Source organism: Methylomonas sp. MK1 (genome assembly GCF_000365425.1).
GTDB lineage: Bacteria > Pseudomonadota > Gammaproteobacteria > Methylococcales > Methylomonadaceae > Methylomonas.
This window is the reverse complement of record NZ_AQOV01000001.1, coordinates 420991-443052: the sequence shown is the minus strand read 5'-3', so window position 1 is coordinate 443052 and position 22062 is coordinate 420991. Positions and strand designations below refer to the sequence as shown.

Annotated in this window: 23 protein-coding genes; 20 read left to right on the top strand and 3 right to left on the bottom strand. The window is 51.6% G+C overall.

Features of this window, described 5'->3' with window-relative positions:
- The first annotated feature begins 1 nt into the window (after nucleotide 1).
- From serC to G006_RS0101835, 10 genes are all read left to right on the top strand, one after another.
- Nucleotides 2-1081, top strand: coding sequence for a 3-phosphoserine/phosphohydroxythreonine transaminase (gene serC, locus G006_RS0101880; protein ID WP_020481462.1), 1080 nt, complete (start codon nucleotides 2-4; stop codon nucleotides 1079-1081).
- Between the two features lie 11 nt (nucleotides 1082-1092).
- The gene (pheA, locus tag G006_RS0101875; RefSeq protein WP_020481461.1) at nucleotides 1093-2178 is read left to right on the top strand and encodes a prephenate dehydratase; all 1086 of its coding nucleotides are present in this window, start codon (nucleotides 1093-1095) and stop codon (nucleotides 2176-2178) included.
- A gap of 10 nt (nucleotides 2179-2188) precedes the next feature.
- Nucleotides 2189-3292: a histidinol-phosphate transaminase gene (hisC, locus tag G006_RS0101870; RefSeq protein WP_020481460.1), complete on the top strand. Its 1104-nt coding sequence runs from the start codon at nucleotides 2189-2191 to the stop codon at nucleotides 3290-3292.
- On the top strand, nucleotides 3285-4160 hold the full coding sequence (locus G006_RS0101865) for a prephenate dehydrogenase (protein ID WP_020481459.1): 876 nt from the start codon (nucleotides 3285-3287) through the stop codon (nucleotides 4158-4160). The genes hisC and G006_RS0101865 overlap by 8 nt, the downstream gene beginning before the upstream one ends.
- A gap of 10 nt (nucleotides 4161-4170) precedes the next feature.
- Nucleotides 4171-5487: a 3-phosphoshikimate 1-carboxyvinyltransferase gene (aroA, locus tag G006_RS0101860; RefSeq protein WP_020481458.1), complete on the top strand. Its 1317-nt coding sequence runs from the start codon at nucleotides 4171-4173 to the stop codon at nucleotides 5485-5487.
- A 1-nt stretch (nucleotide 5488) separates the two neighbouring features.
- A complete protein-coding gene (gene cmk / locus G006_RS0101855; protein WP_020481457.1) occupies nucleotides 5489-6145 on the top strand; it encodes a (d)CMP kinase in 657 nt (218 codons plus the stop codon).
- Between the two features lie 95 nt (nucleotides 6146-6240).
- Nucleotides 6241-7902: a 30S ribosomal protein S1 gene (gene rpsA, locus G006_RS0101850; protein ID WP_020481456.1), complete on the top strand. Its 1662-nt coding sequence runs from the start codon at nucleotides 6241-6243 to the stop codon at nucleotides 7900-7902.
- A 66-nt stretch (nucleotides 7903-7968) separates the two neighbouring features.
- Nucleotides 7969-8274 carry an integration host factor subunit beta gene (locus G006_RS24670; protein ID WP_033193988.1) on the top strand — a complete coding sequence of 102 codons (306 nt, stop codon included), beginning with the start codon at nucleotides 7969-7971 and terminating at the stop codon, nucleotides 8272-8274.
- A gap of 169 nt (nucleotides 8275-8443) precedes the next feature.
- Nucleotides 8444-9403, top strand: coding sequence for an acetylxylan esterase (locus G006_RS0101840; protein ID WP_020481454.1), 960 nt, complete (start codon nucleotides 8444-8446; stop codon nucleotides 9401-9403).
- A gap of 3 nt (nucleotides 9404-9406) precedes the next feature.
- Nucleotides 9407-10135: an esterase family protein gene (locus G006_RS0101835; RefSeq protein WP_020481453.1), complete on the top strand. Its 729-nt coding sequence runs from the start codon at nucleotides 9407-9409 to the stop codon at nucleotides 10133-10135.
- Between the two features lie 33 nt (nucleotides 10136-10168).
- On the opposite strand, the gene ftsH is transcribed toward G006_RS0101835, so the two are convergent.
- The 3 genes from ftsH to purE all read right to left on the bottom strand — a co-directional run bounded on the left by ftsH (nucleotide 10169) and on the right by purE (nucleotide 13674).
- Nucleotides 10169-12013, bottom strand: coding sequence for an ATP-dependent zinc metalloprotease FtsH (gene ftsH / locus G006_RS0101830; RefSeq protein ID WP_051067697.1), 1845 nt, complete (start codon nucleotides 12011-12013; stop codon nucleotides 10169-10171).
- A gap of 72 nt (nucleotides 12014-12085) precedes the next feature.
- Entirely contained in the window at nucleotides 12086-13180 is a 1095-nt protein-coding gene (locus G006_RS0101825; protein ID WP_020481451.1) for a 5-(carboxyamino)imidazole ribonucleotide synthase, read from the bottom strand.
- Nucleotides 13177-13674, bottom strand: a complete 498-nt coding sequence (gene purE, locus G006_RS0101820; protein ID WP_020481450.1) for a 5-(carboxyamino)imidazole ribonucleotide mutase — start codon at nucleotides 13672-13674, stop codon at nucleotides 13177-13179. The genes G006_RS0101825 and purE overlap by 4 nt, the downstream gene beginning before the upstream one ends.
- Nucleotides 13675-13820: 146 nt before the next feature.
- On the opposite strand from purE, the gene ccmA reads away from it, so the two are divergent.
- From ccmA to hemN, 10 genes are read left to right on the top strand one after another with little or no spacing between them, the layout of a single operon-like run.
- Complete coding sequence (gene ccmA / locus G006_RS0101815) at nucleotides 13821-14453, top strand: cytochrome c biogenesis heme-transporting ATPase CcmA (protein ID WP_020481449.1); 633 nt, start codon at nucleotides 13821-13823, stop codon at nucleotides 14451-14453.
- Complete coding sequence (gene ccmB, locus G006_RS0101810; RefSeq protein WP_020481448.1) at nucleotides 14444-15118, top strand: heme exporter protein CcmB; 675 nt, start codon at nucleotides 14444-14446, stop codon at nucleotides 15116-15118. The genes ccmA and ccmB overlap by 10 nt, the downstream gene beginning before the upstream one ends.
- Nucleotides 15118-15879 (top strand): heme ABC transporter permease, encoded by a 762-nt coding sequence (locus tag G006_RS0101805; RefSeq protein ID WP_020481447.1) that lies wholly within the window; start codon nucleotides 15118-15120, stop codon nucleotides 15877-15879. The genes ccmB and G006_RS0101805 overlap by 1 nt, the downstream gene beginning before the upstream one ends.
- A complete protein-coding gene (ccmD, locus tag G006_RS0101800) occupies nucleotides 15876-16043 on the top strand; it encodes a heme exporter protein CcmD (protein ID WP_020481446.1) in 168 nt (55 codons plus the stop codon). Before G006_RS0101805 ends, ccmD begins: the two co-directional genes overlap by 4 nt.
- On the top strand, nucleotides 16040-16474 hold the full coding sequence (ccmE, locus tag G006_RS0101795) for a cytochrome c maturation protein CcmE (protein ID WP_020481445.1): 435 nt from the start codon (nucleotides 16040-16042) through the stop codon (nucleotides 16472-16474). Before ccmD ends, ccmE begins: the two co-directional genes overlap by 4 nt.
- Complete coding sequence (locus G006_RS0101790; protein ID WP_020481444.1) at nucleotides 16471-18414, top strand: heme lyase CcmF/NrfE family subunit; 1944 nt, start codon at nucleotides 16471-16473, stop codon at nucleotides 18412-18414. Before ccmE ends, G006_RS0101790 begins: the two co-directional genes overlap by 4 nt.
- Nucleotides 18414-18944: a DsbE family thiol:disulfide interchange protein gene (locus G006_RS0101785; RefSeq protein ID WP_020481443.1), complete on the top strand. Its 531-nt coding sequence runs from the start codon at nucleotides 18414-18416 to the stop codon at nucleotides 18942-18944. The genes G006_RS0101790 and G006_RS0101785 overlap by 1 nt, the downstream gene beginning before the upstream one ends.
- Nucleotides 18941-19396, top strand: a complete 456-nt coding sequence (locus G006_RS0101780; RefSeq protein WP_020481442.1) for a cytochrome c-type biogenesis protein — start codon at nucleotides 18941-18943, stop codon at nucleotides 19394-19396. The genes G006_RS0101785 and G006_RS0101780 overlap by 4 nt, the downstream gene beginning before the upstream one ends.
- A complete protein-coding gene (gene ccmI, locus G006_RS0101775) occupies nucleotides 19393-20601 on the top strand; it encodes a c-type cytochrome biogenesis protein CcmI (protein WP_020481441.1) in 1209 nt (402 codons plus the stop codon). The genes G006_RS0101780 and ccmI overlap by 4 nt, the downstream gene beginning before the upstream one ends.
- On the top strand, nucleotides 20601-21980 hold the full coding sequence (gene hemN, locus G006_RS0101770; protein WP_020481440.1) for an oxygen-independent coproporphyrinogen III oxidase: 1380 nt from the start codon (nucleotides 20601-20603) through the stop codon (nucleotides 21978-21980). Before ccmI ends, hemN begins: the two co-directional genes overlap by 1 nt.
- Nucleotides 21981-22062: the final 82 nt, after the last annotated feature.

The following is a 22062-nucleotide window of genomic DNA, read 5'->3' as shown; positions in this document are numbered from 1 at the left end:
CATGGCAAGGATTTATAACTTTAGCGCCGGTCCGTCAATGATGCCGGAAGCGGTGTTGCAGCAAGCCCAGCAAGAGATGTTGAATTGGCAAGATAGCGGCATGTCGGTGATGGAAATGAGTCATCGTGGTAAGCATTTCATGGCCATAGCCGAAGCGATGAAAAACGATCTGATCGAACTGCTCGGCATTCCTGCTAATTACAAAGTGCTGTTCCTGCAAGGCGGCGCCAGCGCGCAATTTGCAATGATTCCGCAGAATATTCTCAACGGTAAAACCAAGGCCGGTTATGCGAATACCGGCGCATGGTCGACTAGTGCAATCAAGGAAGCAGGTAAATATTGCGAAGTACAGCTTGCGGCTACCTCGGAAGCGGAAAAATTCACCACTATTCCAGCGTTCGATACCTGGAATATCGATAAAGATGCTGCTTATTTGCACTACACATCCAACGAAACCATCCACGGCGTAGAATTTTCCGAAGTGCCCGATGCCGGCGATTTACCGTTGGTGTGTGATATGTCCTCGAATATCTTGTCGCGTCCGGTCGATGTTAGCCGCTACGGTATTATTTATGCCGGTACGCAGAAAAACATGGGGCCGTCCGGTGTGACCGTGGTTATCGTTCGGGACGATTTGGTAGGCTTGGCACCGAAAACCGTGCCGGCAGTGTTCGACTACCAGCAACAGGCAAAAGCCGACTCCATGTTGAATACGCCTGCCACCTATAATTGGTATCTGTTGGGATTGGTGCTGCAATGGCTGAAACAGCAAGGCGGTATCGCAGCTATCGAGCAGCATAATATTCGTAAAGCCGGCAAGCTTTACCAGGCTATCGATGAATCCAGCCTTTATAGCAATCCGGTGGTGAAAGACTACCGCTCCCGAATGAACGTGCCTTTCGTGTTGGCGGATGCGGGGCTGGACAAAGAATTTTTGGCGTTGGCCGAGAAAAACGGCCTTAGTACGCTTGCTGGCCACCGCTCGGTCGGGGGCATGCGTGCGAGTATTTACAACGCCATGCCGGAAGCCGGGGTCGATGCCTTGATCGATTTCATGGCCGAGTTCGAACGTACTCACTAAACAATTCAAAAATGACGGCGATTATTCCTTTATCGGAGCTGCGCGAACGTATCGACGCGATTGATCAGCAAATATTGCAGTTGATCAATCGACGAGCGGAGTGTGCTATTGAAGTAGCCAGAACCAAAATGGCAGAAGGTGAAACCGGTAGTTTTTATCGTGCTGATCGTGAAGCTCAAGTGTTGCGTAAAATCAAAGAGCTGAATCCCGGCCCGTTGAGTGATGATGCGTCTGTGCATCTATTCCGGGAATTGATGTCGGCTTGTTTGGCCTTGGAAAAGCCCTTGGAAGTCGCCTTTTTGGGGCCGGTCGGCACGTTTACTCAGCAAGCGACGTTCAAGCATTTCGGCCATGCAGTCAAAGGCATCCCGGCCGCTACGATTCCGGAGATTTTTCTAGCTGTGGAAACCGGTCATTGCCAATTCGGCGTGGTGCCGGTGGAAAATTCCACCGAAGGCGTGATTGCGCATACGCTGGATCGCTTCATGACCACCTCATTGCAAATTTGCGGTGAAGTGGAAATTCGCGTGCATCAAAATCTGCTCGGCAAAATGGATACATTAGCCGCGATTAACGAAGTCTATTCCCATCAGCAATCCTTGGCGCAATGTCGGCAATGGTTAAATAGCTATTTGCCTGGTGTGCCTTGCACGGCGGTCAGCAGTAATGCCGAAGCCGCCAGGCTCGCGTCGTTGGATCATAACAAGGCCGCGATAGCCGGTTTGATGGCAGCCGAATTGTATGAGTTGAACATCATCGAACAGCATATCGAGGATGAATCCAACAATACCACGCGCTTTATCGTCATCGGTAAGCAGCAGCCGGCATCCACTGGACTCGATAAAACCTCCATTTTGGTATCTACCGGCAATCAGGCTGGCGCGCTACATAAAATTCTGGGGCCGTTTGCCGAATACGGCATCAGTATGGCGCATATTGAGTCCAGGCCATCGCGGCAGGGCTTGTGGGAATACGTGTTTTTTATTGATATCGATGGTCATCGAGATGATCCTGATGTTGCCAAAGCCCTGGAAACTCTGCAAAACAACGTAAAAATGTTGAAAATCCTCGGCTCTTATCCAAAAGCCGTTATTTAATCTTAGGTCGATGAATAAATTTTTAGAACTTGCTACTGCCGGCGTTCAACAGCTGGTGCCTTACGTGCCTGGCAAACCGGTTGAAGAATTGCAACGCGAGCTGGGTATAGCAGAAGTCATTAAGTTAGCGTCCAATGAAAATCCTCTCGGTACCGGTGCGAAAGTTGCCGCCGCCATCCAAGCGACATTGCCCGAACTGACCCGCTATCCCGATGGCAGCGGTTTTGCGTTGAAAGCCGGGCTATCTGCTAAATTAAGCGTGGCTCCCGAACAAATTACCTTGGGTAACGGCTCCAGTGAGATTCTGGAATTAGTAATGCGGACTTTTGTTACACCGGAATTGGAAGTGGTATTTTCCCAGCACGCGTTCGCGTTGTATCCGATTCTGACGCAAGCCGTCGGCGCCAAAGCCAAAGTCGTGCCGGCCAAAAATTACGGCCATGATTTGCCAGCGATGCGCGAACAAGTTGGTCCGCAAACACGCCTAGTGTTTATCGCCAATCCCAATAATCCGACCGGCACCTTGCTGGATAAAGATGAACTGGAAAGCTTCATCGCCAATTTGCCTGTTCATGTGCTGTGCGTCTTGGATGAGGCTTATCATGAATTCGTGGCTCCTGCCCTTAGAGCCGAATCTATTGATTGGCCGAATCGTTATCCAAATCTGATCATAGCCCGCACTTTCTCCAAGGCATATGGGTTGGCAGGCTTGCGCATCGGTTACGGGATTTCCTCCCCTGACATCGCCGATCTGTTGAACAGAGTGCGCCAACCTTTCAATTGCAGCATGCTGGCATTAGCCGCAGCGGAAGCCGCGCTGGGGGACACAGATTACCTGAATCAGACCGTGGCTCTCAATAATGCGGGCATGGCGCAGTTGACTGACGCGTTCAAGGATTTGGATTTACCCTGGATTCCTTCATCCGGCAATTTTGTGTCCGTGGATGTCAAACAGGCGGCCATGCCTATTTACGAGGCCTTGTTGCGCAAGGGTGTCATCGTGCGACCGGTAGCCAATTATGAAATGCCCAACCACCTGCGGGTCAGCATCGGCACCGAGCGCGAAAACGCAATATTTATAAACGCATTGCGCGAGGTGTTGAGCGGTGTTTAACCGCCTGTGCATCATTGGCATAGGTTTGATTGGCGGTTCGATAGCCAGAGCCGCGCGCGCGCAGGGTTTATGCAGTGAGGTTGTTGCCTATGGCCGCGAGAAAAATCTGCCGAATATGCAATTGGCCAAACAACTCGGCGTCATTGATGAGTTTTACACCGACATAGCTTCAGCGCTGGAAAATACCGATTGCGTAATCGTTGCCACGCCGGTCGGTAGCATGCAGGCTATTTTCGAACAAATTAAACCGCACTGGAACTCGAATGCTATTTACAGCGATGCCGGCAGCACTAAGGGCAGCGTGGTATCTGCGCTCGAAATGGTATTCGGCAGCGTACCGACTAATTTTGTGCCGGCGCATCCGATTGCCGGCGCGGAACGCAGCGGTGTTGATGCCTCGACCGTCGATTTGTTTGTCAATCGCCGCCTGATCCTGACGCCGCTAGAAAGCACCGATAAGCTGGCGCTGGCGAAAATCCATGCATTTTGGGAAAAGATCGGTTCCAGCGTTTCGGTGATGACGGTGGAACATCACGACACTGTGCTGGCCGCCACCAGCCATCTGCCGCATATTCTGGCTTTCGCCTTGGTCGGTTTGCTGGGGCGTAAGGACGAACAGCGCGAGATATTTAAATATGCCGCCGGCGGTTTCAGGGATTTCAGCCGCATCGCCTCCAGCGATCCGACCATGTGGCAGGATATCTGCCTGGCGAACAAGCAGGAAATCGTGCCGTTGATCCGGCAGTTTCAAGCGGAATTAAGCAAAATAGAACAATTGCTGGTTGAGGATCAAGCCGCGCAATTGTTCGAAACCTTTACGTATGCCAGAAATGCCCGGCAGCGTTTTCTCGATCAACAAGAAGACTAAGAAGATTAACATGTCACAAACCATTACTTTTCAAGTGCAGCCGGGCGGTAGCTTGCGCGGCGAAATCCGTGTGCCTGGCGATAAATCCATGTCGCACCGTTCCATCATGCTGGGCTCGTTAGCGGAAGGCGTCACGCATGTCACCGGTTTTTTGAATGCTGAAGATGCTATTTCTACCTTAGAAGCCTTCCGGTCCATGGGCGTGAAGATTGAAGGGCCGGTTAATGGGGAAGTGACAATTCATGGCGTTGGCAAGCACGGCTTAAAAGCACCGCAAGCGCCTTTGTATTTGGGTAATTCGGGTACCTCCATGCGATTGCTGAGTGGTTTGTTGGCTGGTCAGCCTTTCGATACGGTGTTGACTGGCGACAAGTCGCTGGAATCGCGGCCGATGAAACGGGTGACCGCGCCGTTGGCATTGATGGGGGCCGAGATTATTACCCAGGAAAACGGCACCGCGCCGCTGCATATCAAAGGTAAAGCCGGCAAATTACAAGGCATTCATTACGATATGCCGATTGCCAGCGCCCAGGTCAAATCCTGTTTGTTGCTTGCCGGCATGTATGCCGAAGGCGAGACCAGCGTCACCGAACCTGCACCAACCCGCGATCACACCGAGCGCATGTTGAACGGTTTTGGCTACCCGGTCACGCGCGAAGGCAGTACCGCGCGCATCACTAACCAAGGCAAGTTAACTGCGGCGCGTATTGATGTGCCCAGCGATATTTCCTCGGCGGCGTTTTTTCTGGTCGGCGCCAGTATAGCGCCCGATTCCGATGTGACCTTGCGTCACGTCGGTATTAATCCAACCCGTACCGGCATCATTGATATTTTGAGGTTGATGGGCGCTAACATTGAAGTGTTGAACGAAAGAGAAGTGGGTGGCGAACCGGTTGCCGATCTCAGGGTGCGTTCCAGCCAATTGAAAGGTATCAATATTCCTGAGCATTTGGTACCGCTGGCGATCGATGAGTTTCCGGTATTGTTTGTGGCCGCTGCTTGTGCCGAAGGCCAAACTGTATTGACTGGTGCGGAGGAGTTGCGGGTTAAGGAATCAGACCGCATTCAAGTCATGGCGGATGGTTTACAAATTCTAGGGGTTGATGCCCAGCCGACCAAAGACGGTATGGTTATTAATGGCGGTGGCCATATCGGTAGCGGCGAAGTCGAATCCCATGGCGATCACCGTATCGCTATGTCGTTTTCGATTGCCGGCTTGCGTGCTTCCGGATCGATCACAATCAAGGATTGTGCGAACGTGAATACTTCATTTCCGGAGTTCCGCGACTTGGCGACCAAGCTGGGTTTGGTACTGACGAGCTTTTAACATGCAAGTACCGGTATTGACCATAGACGGCCCCAGCGGCGCCGGCAAAGGCACAGTTAGCCGTGCCGTTGCAAAACTTTTGGGGTGGAATTATCTAGATAGCGGCTCGATTTACCGCTCGTTGGCTGTAGCAGTCTTAAAATCCAGTGTCGAGTTATCGGACGTAACCGCTATTTGCCGAGTCGCTGAAGCTATGTCGTTAGAATTCGATTGTGGCGAAGAGTTGATCGTTAAGCTTGATGGCGCCGATATTACTAGCCAACTTGGCTCCGAAACCACCGGCAATACCGCATCCATCATTGCCGCGTATCCTGAGGTGAGGGCAGTGCTATTGCAAAAACAAAAGGATTTTCAAAGACTTCCGGGCTTGGTTGCAGATGGTCGAGACATGGGCAGCGTTGTCTTTAAGGATGCCAAAATCAAGGTTTATCTCACCGCCAGTGCCGAGGAAAGGGCGCTTAGACGATATAAACAGTTGATTGAAAAGGGGATTGATGCTAACCTTCCCCAAATCACTCGGGAAATAGAAGAACGCGATTGTCGCGATCAGCAGCGAGCTACTGCTCCGCTCACCGTGCCGGAAGGCGCGCATTATATCGATTCATCCAGTTTGACTATTCAGCAAGTGATTGAGCAGGTAGTAAATTTAGTCAATTGAGGCTATTGGTGGTTATCGAATTATTATCGGTGACTTTATTTTAATTCAGAGAAGAGAAAGCTTGCTTGAGTCTTAGCAAGTTTGGGAAAGAAGAGATGGGCGAAAGCTTTGCAGAGTTGTTTGAAGAGAGTTATGCCAAGACCGAAATGCGTCCTGGCGCAATGCTAATTGGTACCGTTGTTGATATCGAAAACGAATTTGTTATCGTCAGCACACAAGCCAAATCAGAAGGGGTCATTCCTAAATGGCAATTTCTGAATGCCGATGGCGACCTAGAGGTCAACGTAGGCGACGAAATTGAGGTTGCTCTCGATTTATTCGAAGATGGCCTGGGCGCCACTCTTCTTTCCCGTGATAAAGCCAAGAAAAGCAAAGCTTGGGCGGAACTGGAAAAAGCCTTTGAAACCCAAGAAACCATCGTCGGCCGTATCAACGGCAAAGTACGTGGCGGTTTCACCGTTGCAGTCGGTGCATTACGCGCCTTCTTGCCAGGCTCTCTGGTTGACGTGCGTCCTATCCGCGATACCGCTTTCCTGGAAAATCGCGATCTGGAATTTAAAGTCATCAAAATCGATCAAAAACGCAACAACGTCGTGTTGTCACGTCGTGCGGTGGTCGAAAGCGAATACAGCGCAGAGCGCGAAGAATTGGTTAAAACGCTGCAAGACGGCGCGATTGTTACCGGTATCGTTAAAAACCTCACTGATTACGGTGCGTTTATCGATCTGGGCGGCGTTGACGGTCTGCTGCACATTACCGACATGGCATGGCGCCGCGTACGTCACCCGTCCGAGTGCGTAGAAATCGGTCAGGAAGTTAAAGTTAAGGTCCTGAAATTCGATAAAGACAAAACTCGCGTATCGTTGGGCATGAAACAAATGGATGAAGATCCATGGCAAAATATTGCTCGTCGTTACCCAGCCGGCACTCGCGTGTTCGGTAAAGTTAACAATCTGACAGACTACGGTTGCTTCGTGGAAATCGAAGAAGGTGTTGAAGGCTTGGTGCACGTATCCGAAATGGACTGGACCAACAAAAACGTCAACCCATCCAAAGTTGTGCAATTGGGTGATGAAGTTGAAGTTATGGTTCTGGAAATCGACGAAGAACGTCGTCGTATTTCGCTGGGCATGAAACAATGCCGTTCGAATCCATGGGACGAATTTGCCGCTACACATAACAAAGGCGACAAAATCTCCGGCAAAATCAAATCGATTACCGATTTCGGTATCTTCATCGGCCTGGACGGCGGTATTGACGGTTTGGTTCATATGTCCGACATTTCCTGGAACGAGAACGACGAAGAAGCTATTCGCAATTACAAAAAAGGCGATGAAGTCGAGACTGTGATTTTGGCTGTGGATTCCGAGCGCGAGCGTATTTCGCTGGGTATCAAACAGTTAGAGCAAGATCCTTTCCAAAACTACATTGCTGTGCATGAAAAAGGCAGCTTAGTCAAAGGCGTCATCAAAGAAATCGATGCTAAGGGTGCGATTGTGACTTTGGCCGATAACGTCGAAGGCTACTTGCGCGCTTCTGAAATTCAACGTGACCGCGTCGAAGATGCGCGTACCCTGTTGAAAGAGGGCGAAGAAATCGAAGCCAAATTTGTCGGTGTTGACAAAAAGACTAAATCTATTTCTTTGTCTATCAAAGCGAAAGATGTCGAAGAAGAGTCTAATGCCATTAAAGATTACTCGTCTCAAAATGCTGGCACAGCCACATTAGGCGATATCTTTAAACAAATGGACAAGTAGTAAAACCATCTCCAAGGGTGACATGACTGGGTCATGTCACCCTTTTTTGATTATTCAGGGCTGGATGTGACAAAATCAGAATTGATAGAGATGCTGGCACGAAAGCAGCCTCATCTCGCGCTTAAAGATGTTGAATTGGCAGTCAGATGCGTTGTTGACCACTTGAGCGATACTCTAGCAAGTGGCGATAGGATAGAAATTAGAGGTTTTGGCAGTTTTTCATTACACCATCGTTCAGCACGATTAGGGCGTAATCCCAAAACCGGCGATTCAGTGTCCTTAACAGAAAAGCATGTGCCGCATTTTAAACCCGGAAAGGAATTGCGGGATATGGTTGATGCTTCCAGAGAAAAATTCAAAATCGTCGATTGACGGCGAATGCTGAATTCAAAATCCAACACAACCCACACAATATGTGAATGGTGTTTAACTTTAGATGATTTTCGAGTGGCGGCATTCGTCGCCACTTTATTGTCGTTGTTCCATTGCGAATTAGGCTTGCATACGGACCTAAGCAAAATTTGACCAGACAGATTTGCCAGTGAGCTTATTCGATCATTATTACAGCTATGATCCTGGCTATGGCTACGGTCTCGACGATTTGTTAAGCGTTCCGGCGCCGCAAGAGCCTGCCGATTTCAGTCGATTTTGGCGGGATAAATATCAAAAAGCCTTAACGGTCTCTCCGCAATTTTCTCTTAATTACCAATGCCAGCGCGGGGGCTACCGGATCTATGACATAAGCTATCGGTCTACCGATGATTTTCATATTGCCGGCTGGCTGCTTGAGCCGGATGCGCAACCCATTACTCGGAGCATAGTGGTCGGCCATGGTTATGGCGGCAGAGAGCAACCCGATTTTCATCTCAACATACCGGGGGCAGCCTTACTTTTTCCTTGCTTTCGCGGCATATCTCGCAGCCGCTGCGAGCGCTTGCCGGAACAGCCGAATCAACATGTCGTGCAAGACATCGATGATCCTAATCATTACGTGATCGGCGGCTGTGTAGAAGATCTCTGGCTGGCTGTAACCGTTCTGGCCGAGCGTTATCCGGCAAACGCGGATAAGATCGGCTATATGGGCATTAGCTTTGGTGGCGGAATCGGAGCATTGGCCGCGCCATGGGACGCCAGAATCAAGAGAGTGCACTTAAATGTGCCCACCTTTGGCAACCAACCCTTGCGTTTAAGTTTGCCTACCAGCGGCAGTGCCGCGGCTTTGAAAGCCTATAGTCAATCTCACCATAATGTGTTTGACACATTAGCCTATTATGATGCCGCTGTTTCGGCGCGTTATGCATTGCAGCCCTTGCATGCCGCAGTCGCATTATTCGACCCGGTCGTAGCGCCACCCGGACAATTTGCGATCTACAATGCATGGGCCGCGGACAAACATTTGTTTATATTGGATGCGGGGCATTTTGATTATCCGCGCCAACATGATCAGGAGCGGCAGCTGATTGCGGAGCTGCAAAGTTTTTTCGGGGAATCGTCGCTTTAGATTATGAATCGCGAATATCACCACTGGTACAGCCCGCGCCTGGGTCGCGACATGGAGTTCCTGGTTTTCGGTCACGCCGGGGCCAAAGTACTGATTTTTCCGACTCGCGACGGCCGTTTTTACGAGTACGAGAACCTCGGCATCGTCGAACGGTTACGCAATAAAATTGAAGCGGGACACATACAACTGTACTGTGTTGACAGTATTGATCATGAAACTTTTTACTGTTTTTGGCGGCGGCCGAAAGACCGTATTCAGCGGCACATGTTTTTCGAAGACTACATATTGAACGAAATCATGCCGTTCATGGCCCTGAAGAATCCGCACCCCTGCGTCATTGCTCACGGCTGTAGTTTGGGCGGTTATCATGCGGCTAATATTGCTTTCCGCCATCCACATTTGTTTAAAAAATTAGTAGCCTTCTCCGGTCGTTTCGATTTGACGCTGGAAGTGGAGTGTTTCAAAAACCTGTTCGACGGCTACTACGACGATCATGTCTATTTCCACACGCCAACGCACTTTCTACCAAACCTGAACTGCGAAGCGCAATTAAAGTATTTGCAGCAAATGGAAATTACTTTGGTGATCGGTAAGGAAGATCCGTTTTTGCAGAACAATCATGAGTTAAGTCACATATTAGCAGCCAAGGGTATTCCCCACGCCTTGTATGAATGGGAAGGTCGCGCGCATCAGGGGCACTACTGGCGCAGAATGGCCCCGCTGTATATCTGACAGAAACCAGTTCTGCTCGGTGAAAAAAGCGTACTACTGCGCTGGTGTGTTCCCAGCGTCCAGTGATTGTTTTACATCAGGCGCTGGCGGAGCGATAGTTCGCCCTTGCATCAATTCATCTATCTGATGTTTGTCCAATGTTTCCCAGTCTAGTAAGGCTTGCGCCATATTGTGCAGAATATCGATATTTTCCTTCAGTAGGGTTTCGGCTCTAAGATAATTATTGTCGACAATTAACCTGATCTCCCGATCAATCAAGCGCGCCATGTGTTCCGACATGGGTTTGGCTTGCGGTCCCAAGTAGCTGCCTTCGTTATCGCCGTAGTCCAACGGCCCCAGGTTATCGGATAACCCCCATTTGGTAACCATGTTGCGGGCTAATTGAGTGGCGCGCTGAATGTCGTTGCTCGCGCCGGTGGTGACTTTATTCTTACCGTAAACCAGCGCTTCCGCGGCTCGGCCGCCGAACAAGCTGGAGATTTGCCCTTCCAATTTGTCCTTGCTGGCGCTGTATTCATCGCGCTCCGGCAAAAACATCGTGATGCCCAACGCGCCGCCGCGCGGCATGATGCTGACTTTGTAAACCGGATCGTGCTCCGGTACCAGGCGACCGACGATGGCGTGACCGGCTTCGTGGTAGGCGGTCATCAACAGGTCTTCGCGGCTCATAATCATCGTGCGTTTTTCCGCGCCCATAATGGTTTTGTCGCGGGCTTTATCCAGGTCGTTCATCGTGATTTCCCGCTGATTATTGCGGGCGGCGAATAAGGCGCCTTCGTTGATTAGATTGGCCAGTTCGGCACCGGAAAATCCCGGCGTGCCGCGCGCCAGATCATTCAAATTGACGTCATCGGCTAAGGGTACTCGGCTGGAATGTACCCTGAGAATTTGCTCGCGGCCTTTAATGTCCGGTAGGCTGACTTGCACTTGCCGGTCGAACCGTCCGGGGCGCAGCAAGGCTTTATCCAATACATCGATGCGGTTGGTGGCGGCGATGACGATGATGCCTTCGTTGCCGCTAAAGCCGTCCATTTCCACTAATAATTGATTCAGGGTTTGCTCGCGCTCTTCCGTGCCGCCCATATTGCCAGGGCTACGCTGCCGGCCGACCGCATCGATTTCGTCGATAAAAATGATGCATGGCGCGTGTTTTTTGGCTTGCACGAATAAATCGCGCACTCTGGATGCGCCAACTCCGACAAACATTTCCACGAAGTCAGAACCCGAGATCGAGAAAAAAGGTACACCGGCTTCCCCGGCAATCGCCCGCGCCAGCAGTGTTTTACCGGTGCCGGGAGGGCCGACCATCAGCACGCCTCTGGGGATTTTACCGCCCAAGGCTTCGTATTTGCCCGGCGCTTTCAGAAAATCGACCAGTTCCGCGACGTCCTGCTTGGCTTCCTCGACGCCAGCAACGTCGTTGAAACGGACCTTTACCTGATTCTCCGTCATCAACTTAGCTCGGCTTTTACCGAAATTGTTTTGCGCGCCGGCACCCAGCAGTTGCTTACGCATAAAATAAATCAATACCCCAATCAGCAAAAAGGTCGGCGCCCAGGAGTAAAACACCTGCATGAATGTCGATTGGGTTAAAGGTCTTTGTACGACGATCTTTACACCGTTCTGCAATAGATCGTCTATCACCGTCACATCGCCGGGGCTATATGCGGTAAAACGCGTGCCGTTATGCCTCAGGCCATCGATGGCTCGGCCGTCGATCACCACTTCGGCTACCATTTTGCCGCGCACATCCTGGATGAAGTCGGAATAAGGAATATCGCCTTGCGATTTATAGGTGGCAGGGGCAGGATTAAAAATTACAAATGCCGCGATGGCGATGCCGGCCAATATGAACAACAAGAACAAAATTTTTTTCATGGTTGTGGCCTCTATGTTTTGCGGAGCGATTTTGGTTTGCATGCCAAAACCGCCCAGATTCAAGCTAAGAGATCATGATTCGTCGACAGCCAGCGCCAGATCGGCCAAATGCTGCAACGCTTCCCGGTAGGTGGTTTCAGAATCGGTTCTGATCGTGGCATGCGCCACTTTTCGGCCCTTGCGCGGGGTTTTATCGTAAAGATGCAAATGCGCGTTGGGGATGTTTAGCAGTAACGAGTCGTCGGCCAGACCACCGATAAAATTCACCATGCCCGCATAACCGCGCGGTTTCGTCGAGCCCAGCGGTAAATCCAGAATCGCTCGCAAGTGATTTTCGAATTGACTGGTTTCCGAGCCTTCTATCGTCCAGTGGCCGGAATTATGCACGCGCGGCGCGAATTCGTTGGCCAATAACTCACCATTCAGGTCAAATAATTCCAGCGCAATCACGCCAACATAATCCAGTTTTTCCAGCAATAAACTGACGTACTTTTCGGCAATCGCTTGTTCGGGATCGTTAGCGCAACATTCGGCAACGCGCAAAATGCCGCCGCGATGTTGATTTTCAGACAAAGGGTAGTAGGCAATTTCGCCGGATGGACTGCGGCCCGCGATAATCGACACTTCGCGCTGAAACGGCACGAAACCTTCGACGATGGAGGCGGCGCCTTGCATGCTTTGCCAGGCTGATTCCAGTTCGTCGGCCGATTTTATAACCACCTGGCCTTTGCCGTCATAGCCCATGCGCCGGCTTTTCAAAATAGCCGGATAGCCGATGTATGGCATGGCTTTTTGTAAATCTACCAGGCTATCGATGGCCGCGAACGGTGCGGTGCGAATACCCAAGTCTTTGAAGAAATTCTTTTCCAGAAGGCGGTCTTGTGCAACGGCCAACGCGCCGGCGGGTGGGTATACAGTGGTATGGCTGGACAGGAATTCGGCGACATGCGCAGGCACGTTTTCGAATTCGTAAGTGACGATGTCAGCTTTCTCGGCCAGTTCCGCCAATAAGTCCGGGTCGTCGTAAGCTCCTAACAGATGTTCGCTTAAACCGGCAGCACCGGCATTGGGATCGGGATCGAGGACGATAAATTTCAATCCCAGCGGATAACCGGCCAAGGCAATCATTCTGGCGAGCTGGCCGCCACCCAAAATGCCAATTTTCATCCTGCCACCTGTCTTGGGTCGGGGGTAGCAATCACGCTGTCGGTTTGTTGTTGACGATACGCATCCAGAGCTGGGCGGTATTGCGGATGTTTATTGCTGATAATCGCGGCGGCCAGCAATGCGGCATTGATGGCACCGGCCTTGCCGATGGCCAAGGTGCCCACCGGAATGCCGGCCGGCATTTGCACGATGGATAATAAAGAATCCATACCGTTCAATGCTTTTGATTGCACAGGCACACCCAATACTGGCAGCGCGGTTTTAGCGGCTGTCATGCCCGGTAAATGCGCGGCACCGCCGGCGCCGGCTATGATCACTTCCAAACCTTTGCCTTCCGCAGTTTCCGCATATTTAAACAACTTGTCGGGGGTGCGATGGGCCGAAACCACTTCCACTTCATGCGGAATATCAAGGTGTTCTAGGGTTTGCGCTGCATGTTGCATGGTTTCCCAATCCGAGGTGGAACCCATGATGATGCCTATCAATGCGGTCATGCAAAATCTCCGGTATCTGCGATAAATCAAAACGGGCCCGATTATCGCATAATTGGGAAGATTTTCTCTGTCGGCAAATTGCGAACTATGCCGGGCTTAATGATAAGATAGCGCCCCTCGTAATGTGTCAGCCTAAGGATGGATGAATGGAAAACTCGCAACACGCTTCGCTGCAAGCCAGTGAGTTATCGTGTTTTCGTGATGAGCGTTTGTTGTTTTCCGATCTGAGTTTCGCATTGCACCCCGGGGAAGTGTTATTGCTGGAAGGCGCCAACGGCAGCGGCAAAACCTCTCTATTGCGCATCCTATGCGGATTTAGAGAAGCCGATGCCGGTGACATATATTGGTGCGGCAGCAAAATCGCCGACAGTAGTTATTACGACGACATGGCTTATGTCGGTCACGCCGACGGCACAAAAAAGGAACTGACCGTGTTGGAAAACCTTAAGTTTGCGTTGGCGCTGGGCAGCGCCGGTAAATACAGCATCGAACAAGCCTTGGACAAAGTGCAGCTGGCCGGATTCGACGACAATCCCGTGCATACCCTTTCAGCGGGCCAAAAGCGGCGCCTGTCCTTGGCTCGCTTGTTGATTACGCATAATTTGCTGTGGATACTCGACGAACCTTTCACCTCATTGGATAGGCAAGGCATCAAATTGATAGAATCGCTGATGGCCGAGCATATTGCCCAAGGCGGTATGGCTGTTTTGACCTCTCACCACGATCTAAGCATGGCCGATCTCAATCTGAAACGCATCCATCTGCAAGCATGCCAATAGTTCAGGCTTTTTGGGCGCTCATTCGCCGTGATTTGTTGCTGGCGTTTCGACGTCGCGCGGAAATGGCCAATCCGCTATTTTTTTTCGTGTTAGTGGTGACCTTATTCCCGCTGGCGGTGGGCGCGCAACCTAATTTATTGCGGGCTATGGCGCCGGGTGTGATTTGGGTTTCTGCATTATTGGCGGCCTTGTTATCCTTGGATGGCTTGTTTCGTAGCGATTTTGATGACGGCTCGCTGGAGCAAATGTTGCTCAGTCCGCAGCCCTTATCGATCTTGGTATTGGGCAAAATCATCGCCCACTGGCTGGTTACCGGTTTGCCTTTATTGCTGGTAGCACCGTTACTGGCGGTGTTTTTGGGCTTGCCCGAGCAAGCGATGGGAACTTTATGGCTGACGTTGATCTTAGCTACTCCGCTACTGAGCTTGATCGGCGCCATCGGCGTGGCGTTGACAGTCGGTTTGCGCAGGGGGGGCATGTTGTTGTCTTTACTGGTTTTGCCTTTGTATGTGCCGGTACTGATCTTCGCTAGCGGCGCTGTCGATAGGGCAGCCAGCGGCTTGCCGGTCGACGCCCAGTTGAATATTTTATTGGCTATGTTGCTGTCGGCACTGGTACTGGTGCCGTTGCCAACGGCCGCCGCGTTAAAAATGAGTGTTAATTGATGTCTTGGATCCCTGCACCGGTTAGCCGGTTTTTTCATCGTACTTCGTCGCCACCGTATTTTTATGCCTTGGCGGATCGCTTCATCCCTTGGCTGACGGTTATTTTTCTAGTGTTGCTCGGTGCTGGCCTGTATGGCGGGCTTTATCTGGCGCCTACCGATTATCAACAGGGCGATAGTTACCGGATCATTTATATCCATGTGCCGGCGGCCTGGATGTCCTTGTTTATTTACGTGCTGATGGCGGTAATGGGCGGGATCGCTTTGATCTGGCGCATGAAACTGGCAGAGGTGATGCTGATCAGTAGTGCGCCGATTGGCGCCGGCTTTACCTTTGTTGCTTTGGTGACCGGATCGCTGTGGGGTAAACCCATGTGGGGCACATGGTGGGTATGGGATGCGCGCTTAACCTCAGAATTGATCCTGTTGTTTTTGTATCTGGGTGTGATCAGTTTGTACGGCGCCATTGAAGAAAAGCGGGCGGCGGCGCGAGCGGTCTCGATTCTGGCACTGGTGGGCGTGGTGAACATCCCGATTATCCATTACTCGGTGCAATGGTGGAACACGCTGCATCAAGGCCCGACGGTCAGCAAAATGGATAAACCTTCCATACACGTCAGCATGTTGGTACCCCTGTTGCTGATGGCGGTGGCTTTCAAATTCTATTATCTGATTGCGGTATTACAGGCCGCCAAGCTGGAATTACTGAAGCGCGAAACCAGCTCGCAATGGGTGAAGGCGCTGTTGGAGAAACAAACATGAGCTGGGAAAGCTTTTTATACATGGGCGGTTACGCCGTCTACGTTTGGCCGGCTTACGGCGTGACTGCATTAGTGTTGGTGGTCAATATCGTAATGCCGGTGTTGCAGCGCAAACAACTGCTACGTGAACTCACCATCAAACAAAAACGGTCACAAGCGCGATGAAACCAATCCGAAAACAGCGCTTGTTTCTGATCATCCTGATGTTGGCGGGCCTAGGTTTGGCCGCAACATTTGCGTTAAAAGCCTTTAACGAAAACCTGATGTATTTTTTCTCCACCAGCGATGTTGCTGCCGGTAAAGCGCCGAACAACGCGGTATTTCGCTTGGGTGGGATGGTGGTGAAAGGCAGTGTGGAGCGGCCCAACGCCGATTTGTTGGTGCGCTTTAAACTCAGCGATTTCGAAAAGGAAGTGACGGTGGAATATTCAGGTATCTTGCCGGATTTGTTTAGGGAAGGGCAGGGTATCGTCGCTAAGGGGGCCCTCGATGGGCGCGGCGTGTTCGTGGCCGAGGAAGTGCTGGCCAAACACGATGAGAACTACATGCCGCCGGAAGTGGCTGGCAGCTTGAAAAAACCGGCGGCGCAACCATGATCCCTGAAATCGGCCACTTCGCCTTAATTCTGGCCTTGTGCATGGCGATTGTACAAGGCGTCTTGCCGATCTTCGGCGCAGCCAAATCGATCACCGGCTGGGTGCATGTCGCCAGACCTGCCGCGTTCGGGCAATTGCTATTCATGGGTTTGGCATACGGCTGCTTGACCGCCAGCTTCATCAGCCATGATTTTTCCGTGGCTTATGTTGCGCAAAACTCCAATACCGCACTGCCGCTGATTTATCTTATTTCCGGGGTATGGGGCGCGCACGAAGGTTCTTTATTACTATGGGCTTTGACTCTATCGATTTGGACCGCACTAGTCGCGGCCTTTAGCCAGCACATTCCCGATGCCACCCGAGCTCGCGTGTTGGGGGTAATGGGGTTGGTCAGTATCGGCTTTATTTTGTTTTTATTGCTGACATCCAACCCTTTCGAGCGTTTGTTTCCTTTTCCAGCCGAAGGCCGGGATTTGAATCCATTGCTGCAAGATCCAGGCTTGGCCATCCATCCGCCGATGTTGTACATGGGCTATGTCGGCTTCTCTGTGGCCTTCGCGTTTTCCATCGCCGCATTATTGGAAGGTCGGCTGGATGCAGCTTGGGCACGCTGGTCGCGGCCTTGGACTAACATCGCTTGGATGTTTTTGACCGTGGGTATCACGCTAGGTAGCTGGTGGGCTTATTACGAATTGGGCTGGGGCGGCTGGTGGTTTTGGGACCCGGTCGAAAACGCGTCATTTATGCCCTGGCTGGTTGGCACCGCATTGATTCACTCCTTGGCCGCCACCGAGAAACGTGGCGTATTCAAAACCTGGACCGTGTTGCTGGCGATTTTCGCGTTTTCTTTGAGCTTGCTGGGCACCTTCCTGGTGCGTTCCGGAGTGTTGACCTCGGTACACGCCTTTGCCAGTGACCCGGCGCGGGGTTTGTTTATCCTGATCTTCCTGGCCGTGGTGGTCGGTGGTTCATTGCTGTTGTACGCGATCCGCGCCCCGCAAGTAAAAAGTCACGCCCGCTTTGAATTGGTCTCAAAGGAATCGGTATTGCTTGTCAACAATGTACTTTTGGTGGTCACCGCCGCCAGTATCTTGCTGGGGACCTTGTATCCGCTGGTGGTGGATGCTTTGGGCTTGGGTAAATTGTCAGTTGGCCCGCCGTATTTCAATGCCGTCTTCATTCCGCTGATGGCGCCATTGGCCTTGGTGGTTGGTCTTGGCGTGTTGATGCGCTGGAAAAGCGACGACCTGAAAGCGCTGGGCTTGCGGGTACGTTGGCTGATAGCCGCTTGCGTGGCCCTGGCTTTATTGACGCCGTTATTGATGCCGTTTTATTCCTGGGGAGCCGCCTTGGGAACCGGCCTTGCGTTATGGACCGTGGCGATTACCGGTCTGGCGTTCAAACAACGCCTGCAAAGCTGGTCCTGGCAACGCTTGCAACAAATTCCGGCCGGTTTTTACGGTATGACCGTGGCGCATTTGGGGATCGCGGTATTTGTGATCGGGATTACCTACACCTCGGTCTATAGCATCGAACGCGACGTCCGTTTGGCCCCGGAAGAAACCCTGGATTTATTTGGTTATGTGTTTCAGTTTCATGGCGTGAAAAGCACTGAAGGTCCTAACTATCGGGCCGAGCAAGCTTATTTGACTGTCAGCCATAACGGCGAAACCGTCGCCGAATTGTCGCCGCAAAAACGCGTTTACCGGGTGCAAACCATGCCGATGACTGAAGCGGCCATCGATGCCGGTGTATTCCGCGATTTATTCGTGGCCTTGGGCGAGCCTTTAGACAAACAAGGCGCCTGGAGTTTGCGGGTGTACTACAAAGCCTTCATCCGCTGGATCTGGATGGGTGGGGTGTTTATGGCGCTGGGTGGTTTGATTGCCGCTAGCGACCGCCGCTATCGTTTGCTTAACAAACCTCTTACGCAAAGTTAATGAAGTATCTGTTACCGCTGTTCTTGTTCATCGCCTTGGCGGTTTTTTTGGCGATAGGTTTAAACCTTAACCCGCGCGAAATCCCTTCGCCGCTGATCGATAAACCGGCGCCCGCCTTTAATTTGCCGATTCTGGCGACGCCTGAGCAACGCCTGAGCCAAGCTGATCTTAAGGGCAAAGTCTGGTTGTTGAATGTCTGGGCGTCTTGGTGCGTATCGTGCCGCGAAGAACATCCCTTATTGATCGAGCTGGCCAAACAAAATAAAGTGCTGCTGGTGGGTTTGAACTACAAAGACGAAATACAGGCCGCGAATGGCTGGCTGAGTAAACACGGTAACCCTTATAACGTCAGCGTGATGGACGCTGACGGTCGCACCGGCATAGATTACGGCGTTTACGGTGTGCCGGAAACCTTTGTCATCGATAAACGCGGTCTTGTCCGCTACAAGCATACCGGGCCGGTGCAACCGGGCGATCTGGAAAAAGTCTTTCTGCCCTGGATTCAACAATTGGAGGCGGAAAGCGCATGAAGTTTCTCTATGCCCTGATGTTATCGCTGCTGGTGTATCAAGCTCGCGCCGACATTGAATACCGCGATTTCAAACAACCCGAGCAAGAACAGGCGTATCAAACCCTGATTTCCGAACTGCGCTGCCTGGTTTGTCAAAATCAAACCATTGCCGACTCCAATGCCGATCTGGCCAAGGACTTGCGCCGCCAAGTTTATGAAATGCTGCAACAAGGCAAATCCCGCCAAGACATCGTCGATTTCATGACTGACCGCTACGGCGATTTCGTGATGTACAAACCGGCTTTATCACTCAAAACCATGCTGCTTTGGCTAGGCCCCGTGCTGTTCTTAGTGATCGGTTTGGCGACAGTGTGGGTATTGCGCAGCAAGCCCACTGGCACTGAGGCAGCGTTAAGTAAAGAACAGCAGGCCAAGCTCGATAGCATTCTGGACAAAGGTGACGACGCGTGAATCTTGAGTTTTGGCTAATCATAGCCGTTTTAGTGGCGCTGGCCTTACTGGTGTTGTTGCCGCCGTTGTTTAAACTGACGCCGCTACGCACCGCTGATGGCGAGCAACGCAATACCAGCATAGCCCGCCAACAACTCGCCGAACTTAAATTGCAATTGCAAAACGGGGTATTGTCGCAAGATCAATATGATGGGCAATATCGCGAACTACAGTTAACTCTGCTGGACGACCTTGAAGGGCCGGTGGTCGTCGCGGCAAACCCTAAAACCGGGCGATGGGTAGTGCCGCTCATCGCGCTTGGCTTGCCGCTCATGAGCCTGTTTTTATATGGCATGTTGGGTGAACCGCAGGCATTAGCTAAAGAAGAGTTGGTGCGTAGCAATCAAAAAACTGCGGACAATGTGGCAAACATGGTCAACCAGTTACTAGAGCGGCTTAAAAAGCAGCCGGATGATCTGGAAGGCTGGATGATGCTGGGTCGCTCATACGTTTACATGCAGCAATACCAAAACGCCGCCGATGTCTTCGCCGAGTTGAACAAACGCAAGCCCAACGATCCTGCTGTGATGTTGCACTACGCCGACGCTTTGGCGATGGCGCGTAACGGGCAAATGGCCGGCGAACCTGCCGAATTGGTTTTTCAGGCCTTGAAGTTGCTGCCGGAAGATCACACCGCCCTATGGCTAGCCGGGATGGCTAAAGCCGAAGCCGGGGATTTCGCGCAAGCGATAGGCTATTGGCAGAAACTCTCCGGTTTGCTGCCTGCTGATAACGAAAGCCAGCAACAATTGCAGAAAATGATCCAAATGGCAAAGGCCGAACAGCAAAAGCCGCAGGCCGCCGCATCATCGGCCGGGTCAGTTGATATTCAGGTGAAAGTAGTGATGGACGATGCTTTAAAAACCAAAGTGGAGCCTCAACACACTGTCTTTATCTACGCGCAAGCCATTAGCGGTCCAAAAATGCCATTGGCGATCATCCGTAAACAGGTATCCGATCTGCCGGCCAGTGTGGTGCTGAACGACAGCGTGGCGATGCAACCGCAAACCCATCTGGCCGATTTCAAGCAGCTACGCATCGTCGCCCGGATTTCCAAAACCGGTAATGCGATGTCGCAGCCCGGCGATTTGCTGGGTACGGCGCAACTGGATGCGGTGTCGGGTAATCCCAGCGTCAGCATCACCATCAATCAAGAAGTGCAGTAATGGATCAATCAATTAAATTCGACCTGGACTTGATCAAACGCTACGACAAGTCCGGTCCGCGCTATACCTCGTATCCCACGGCCTTGGAATTGCACGAAGGCTTCGGCGAAGTCGAATATTTACAGCATATTCAAAAATCCAATGCCGCCGGTGGGCCGCTGTCGCTGTATTTTCATATCCCGTTCTGCGACACGGTGTGTTTTTATTGCGCCTGCAACAAGATCGTCACCAAGAATCGCGCGCACGCCGTGCCGTATCTGGAAAACCTCTGCCAGGAAATTTCTATGCAGGGCAAGTTGTTCGATAACAGCCGCCCGGTGAATCAATTGCATTGGGGCGGCGGCACGCCCACTTTTTTAAGCTACGAGCAAATGAAACAGTTGATGGACACCACCCGTCAACATTTCAATTTGCGCGACGACGACAGCGGCGAATATTCCATCGAAGTCGATCCGCGCGAAACCAATGATTTGACCATCGCCCAGCTGCGCGAGTTGGGTTTTAACCGCATCAGTTTAGGCTTGCAGGATTTCGATCCGGACGTGCAAAAAGCCGTGAACCGCCTGCAAAGCAAGGAACAAACCTTCGCGGTGTTGGAAGCCGCCCGCAAAGAAGGCTTCCGTTCCACCAACATCGATTTGATCTACGGCTTGCCTTTGCAAACCGAGCAAACCTTCGCCACCACGTTGGACCAAGTCCTGGCCTACGCGCCGGATCGCTTTTCGATCTTTAACTACGCGCACATGCCCAGCCGCTTCAAAACCCAGCGGCAAATCAACGACAGCGACTTGCCGACAGCGGCGGTGAAGCTGGAAATCCTACAAATGGTCGGCCAGAAATTGACCGATGCCGGTTACGTGTACATCGGCATGGATCATTTCGCCAAACCCGATGACGAACTGGCCGTGGCGCAGCGCGAAGGCAAGCTATATCGCAACTTCCAAGGCTATTCCACCCATTCCGACTGCGATTTAGTGGGCTTGGGCGTGACCTCCATCGGCCGGGTCGGCGATGCCTACATGCAGAACTACAAGGAACTGGACGAATACGACGCGGCCATCTCGCAAGGTAAATTACCGGTGTTTCGCGGCGTGGATTTGGATGAAGACGACAAGTTGCGCAGAGCGGTGATCACTCAGTTGATTTGCCATTTCGATCTCAACTTCGGCAAAATCGAGGCCGAGTTCGCTATCAACTTTGCCGAGTATTTTGCGCCCGAGCTGGAAAACCTACGGCTGATGAAAGCCGATGGTTTACTGGATTTAGACGCCGAAGGCATTCACATATCCACCGCCGGCCGCCTGTTGATCCGTAACATCTGCATGGTGTTTGACAAATACCTGGCGCAGAAACAGCAGCAGTTCTCTAAAGTGATCTGAGTTTAAGGCTCCGAGTTGGTTTCGATTTGATCACCCGATAAAGAGCGGTAAGTCTTCCCAACACAGGTTAATTTTAGTTTGT

What these genes read in the sequence shown, in the direction of transcription:
- rpsA (WP_020481456.1), top strand. Translation starts at nt 6,241, where the DNA reads ATGGGCGAAAGCTTTGCAGAGTTGTTTGAAGAGAGTTATGCCAAGACC.
- purE (WP_020481450.1), bottom strand. Translation starts at nt 13,674, where the DNA reads ATGACCGCATTGATAGGCATCATCATGGGTTCCACCTCGGATTGGGAA.
- G006_RS0101825 (WP_020481451.1), bottom strand. Translation starts at nt 13,180, where the DNA reads ATGAAAATTGGCATTTTGGGTGGCGGCCAGCTCGCCAGAATGATTGCC.
- cmk (WP_020481457.1), top strand. Translation starts at nt 5,489, where the DNA reads ATGCAAGTACCGGTATTGACCATAGACGGCCCCAGCGGCGCCGGCAAA.
- hemN (WP_020481440.1), top strand. Translation starts at nt 20,601, where the DNA reads ATGGATCAATCAATTAAATTCGACCTGGACTTGATCAAACGCTACGAC.
- ccmA (WP_020481449.1), top strand. Translation starts at nt 13,821, where the DNA reads ATGGAAAACTCGCAACACGCTTCGCTGCAAGCCAGTGAGTTATCGTGT.
- ccmB (WP_020481448.1), top strand. Translation starts at nt 14,444, where the DNA reads ATGCCAATAGTTCAGGCTTTTTGGGCGCTCATTCGCCGTGATTTGTTG.
- hisC (WP_020481460.1), top strand. Translation starts at nt 2,189, where the DNA reads ATGAATAAATTTTTAGAACTTGCTACTGCCGGCGTTCAACAGCTGGTG.
- ccmD (WP_020481446.1), top strand. Translation starts at nt 15,876, where the DNA reads ATGAGCTGGGAAAGCTTTTTATACATGGGCGGTTACGCCGTCTACGTT.
- ccmE (WP_020481445.1), top strand. Translation starts at nt 16,040, where the DNA reads ATGAAACCAATCCGAAAACAGCGCTTGTTTCTGATCATCCTGATGTTG.
- G006_RS0101835 (WP_020481453.1), top strand. Translation starts at nt 9,407, where the DNA reads ATGAATCGCGAATATCACCACTGGTACAGCCCGCGCCTGGGTCGCGAC.
- G006_RS0101780 (WP_020481442.1), top strand. Translation starts at nt 18,941, where the DNA reads ATGAAGTTTCTCTATGCCCTGATGTTATCGCTGCTGGTGTATCAAGCT.
- aroA (WP_020481458.1), top strand. Translation starts at nt 4,171, where the DNA reads ATGTCACAAACCATTACTTTTCAAGTGCAGCCGGGCGGTAGCTTGCGC.
- pheA (WP_020481461.1), top strand. Translation starts at nt 1,093, where the DNA reads ATGACGGCGATTATTCCTTTATCGGAGCTGCGCGAACGTATCGACGCG.
- G006_RS0101790 (WP_020481444.1), top strand. Translation starts at nt 16,471, where the DNA reads ATGATCCCTGAAATCGGCCACTTCGCCTTAATTCTGGCCTTGTGCATG.
- serC (WP_020481462.1), top strand. Translation starts at nt 2, where the DNA reads ATGGCAAGGATTTATAACTTTAGCGCCGGTCCGTCAATGATGCCGGAA.
- G006_RS0101805 (WP_020481447.1), top strand. Translation starts at nt 15,118, where the DNA reads ATGTCTTGGATCCCTGCACCGGTTAGCCGGTTTTTTCATCGTACTTCG.
- ftsH (WP_051067697.1), bottom strand. Translation starts at nt 12,013, where the DNA reads ATGAAAAAAATTTTGTTCTTGTTGTTCATATTGGCCGGCATCGCCATC.
- G006_RS0101785 (WP_020481443.1), top strand. Translation starts at nt 18,414, where the DNA reads ATGAAGTATCTGTTACCGCTGTTCTTGTTCATCGCCTTGGCGGTTTTT.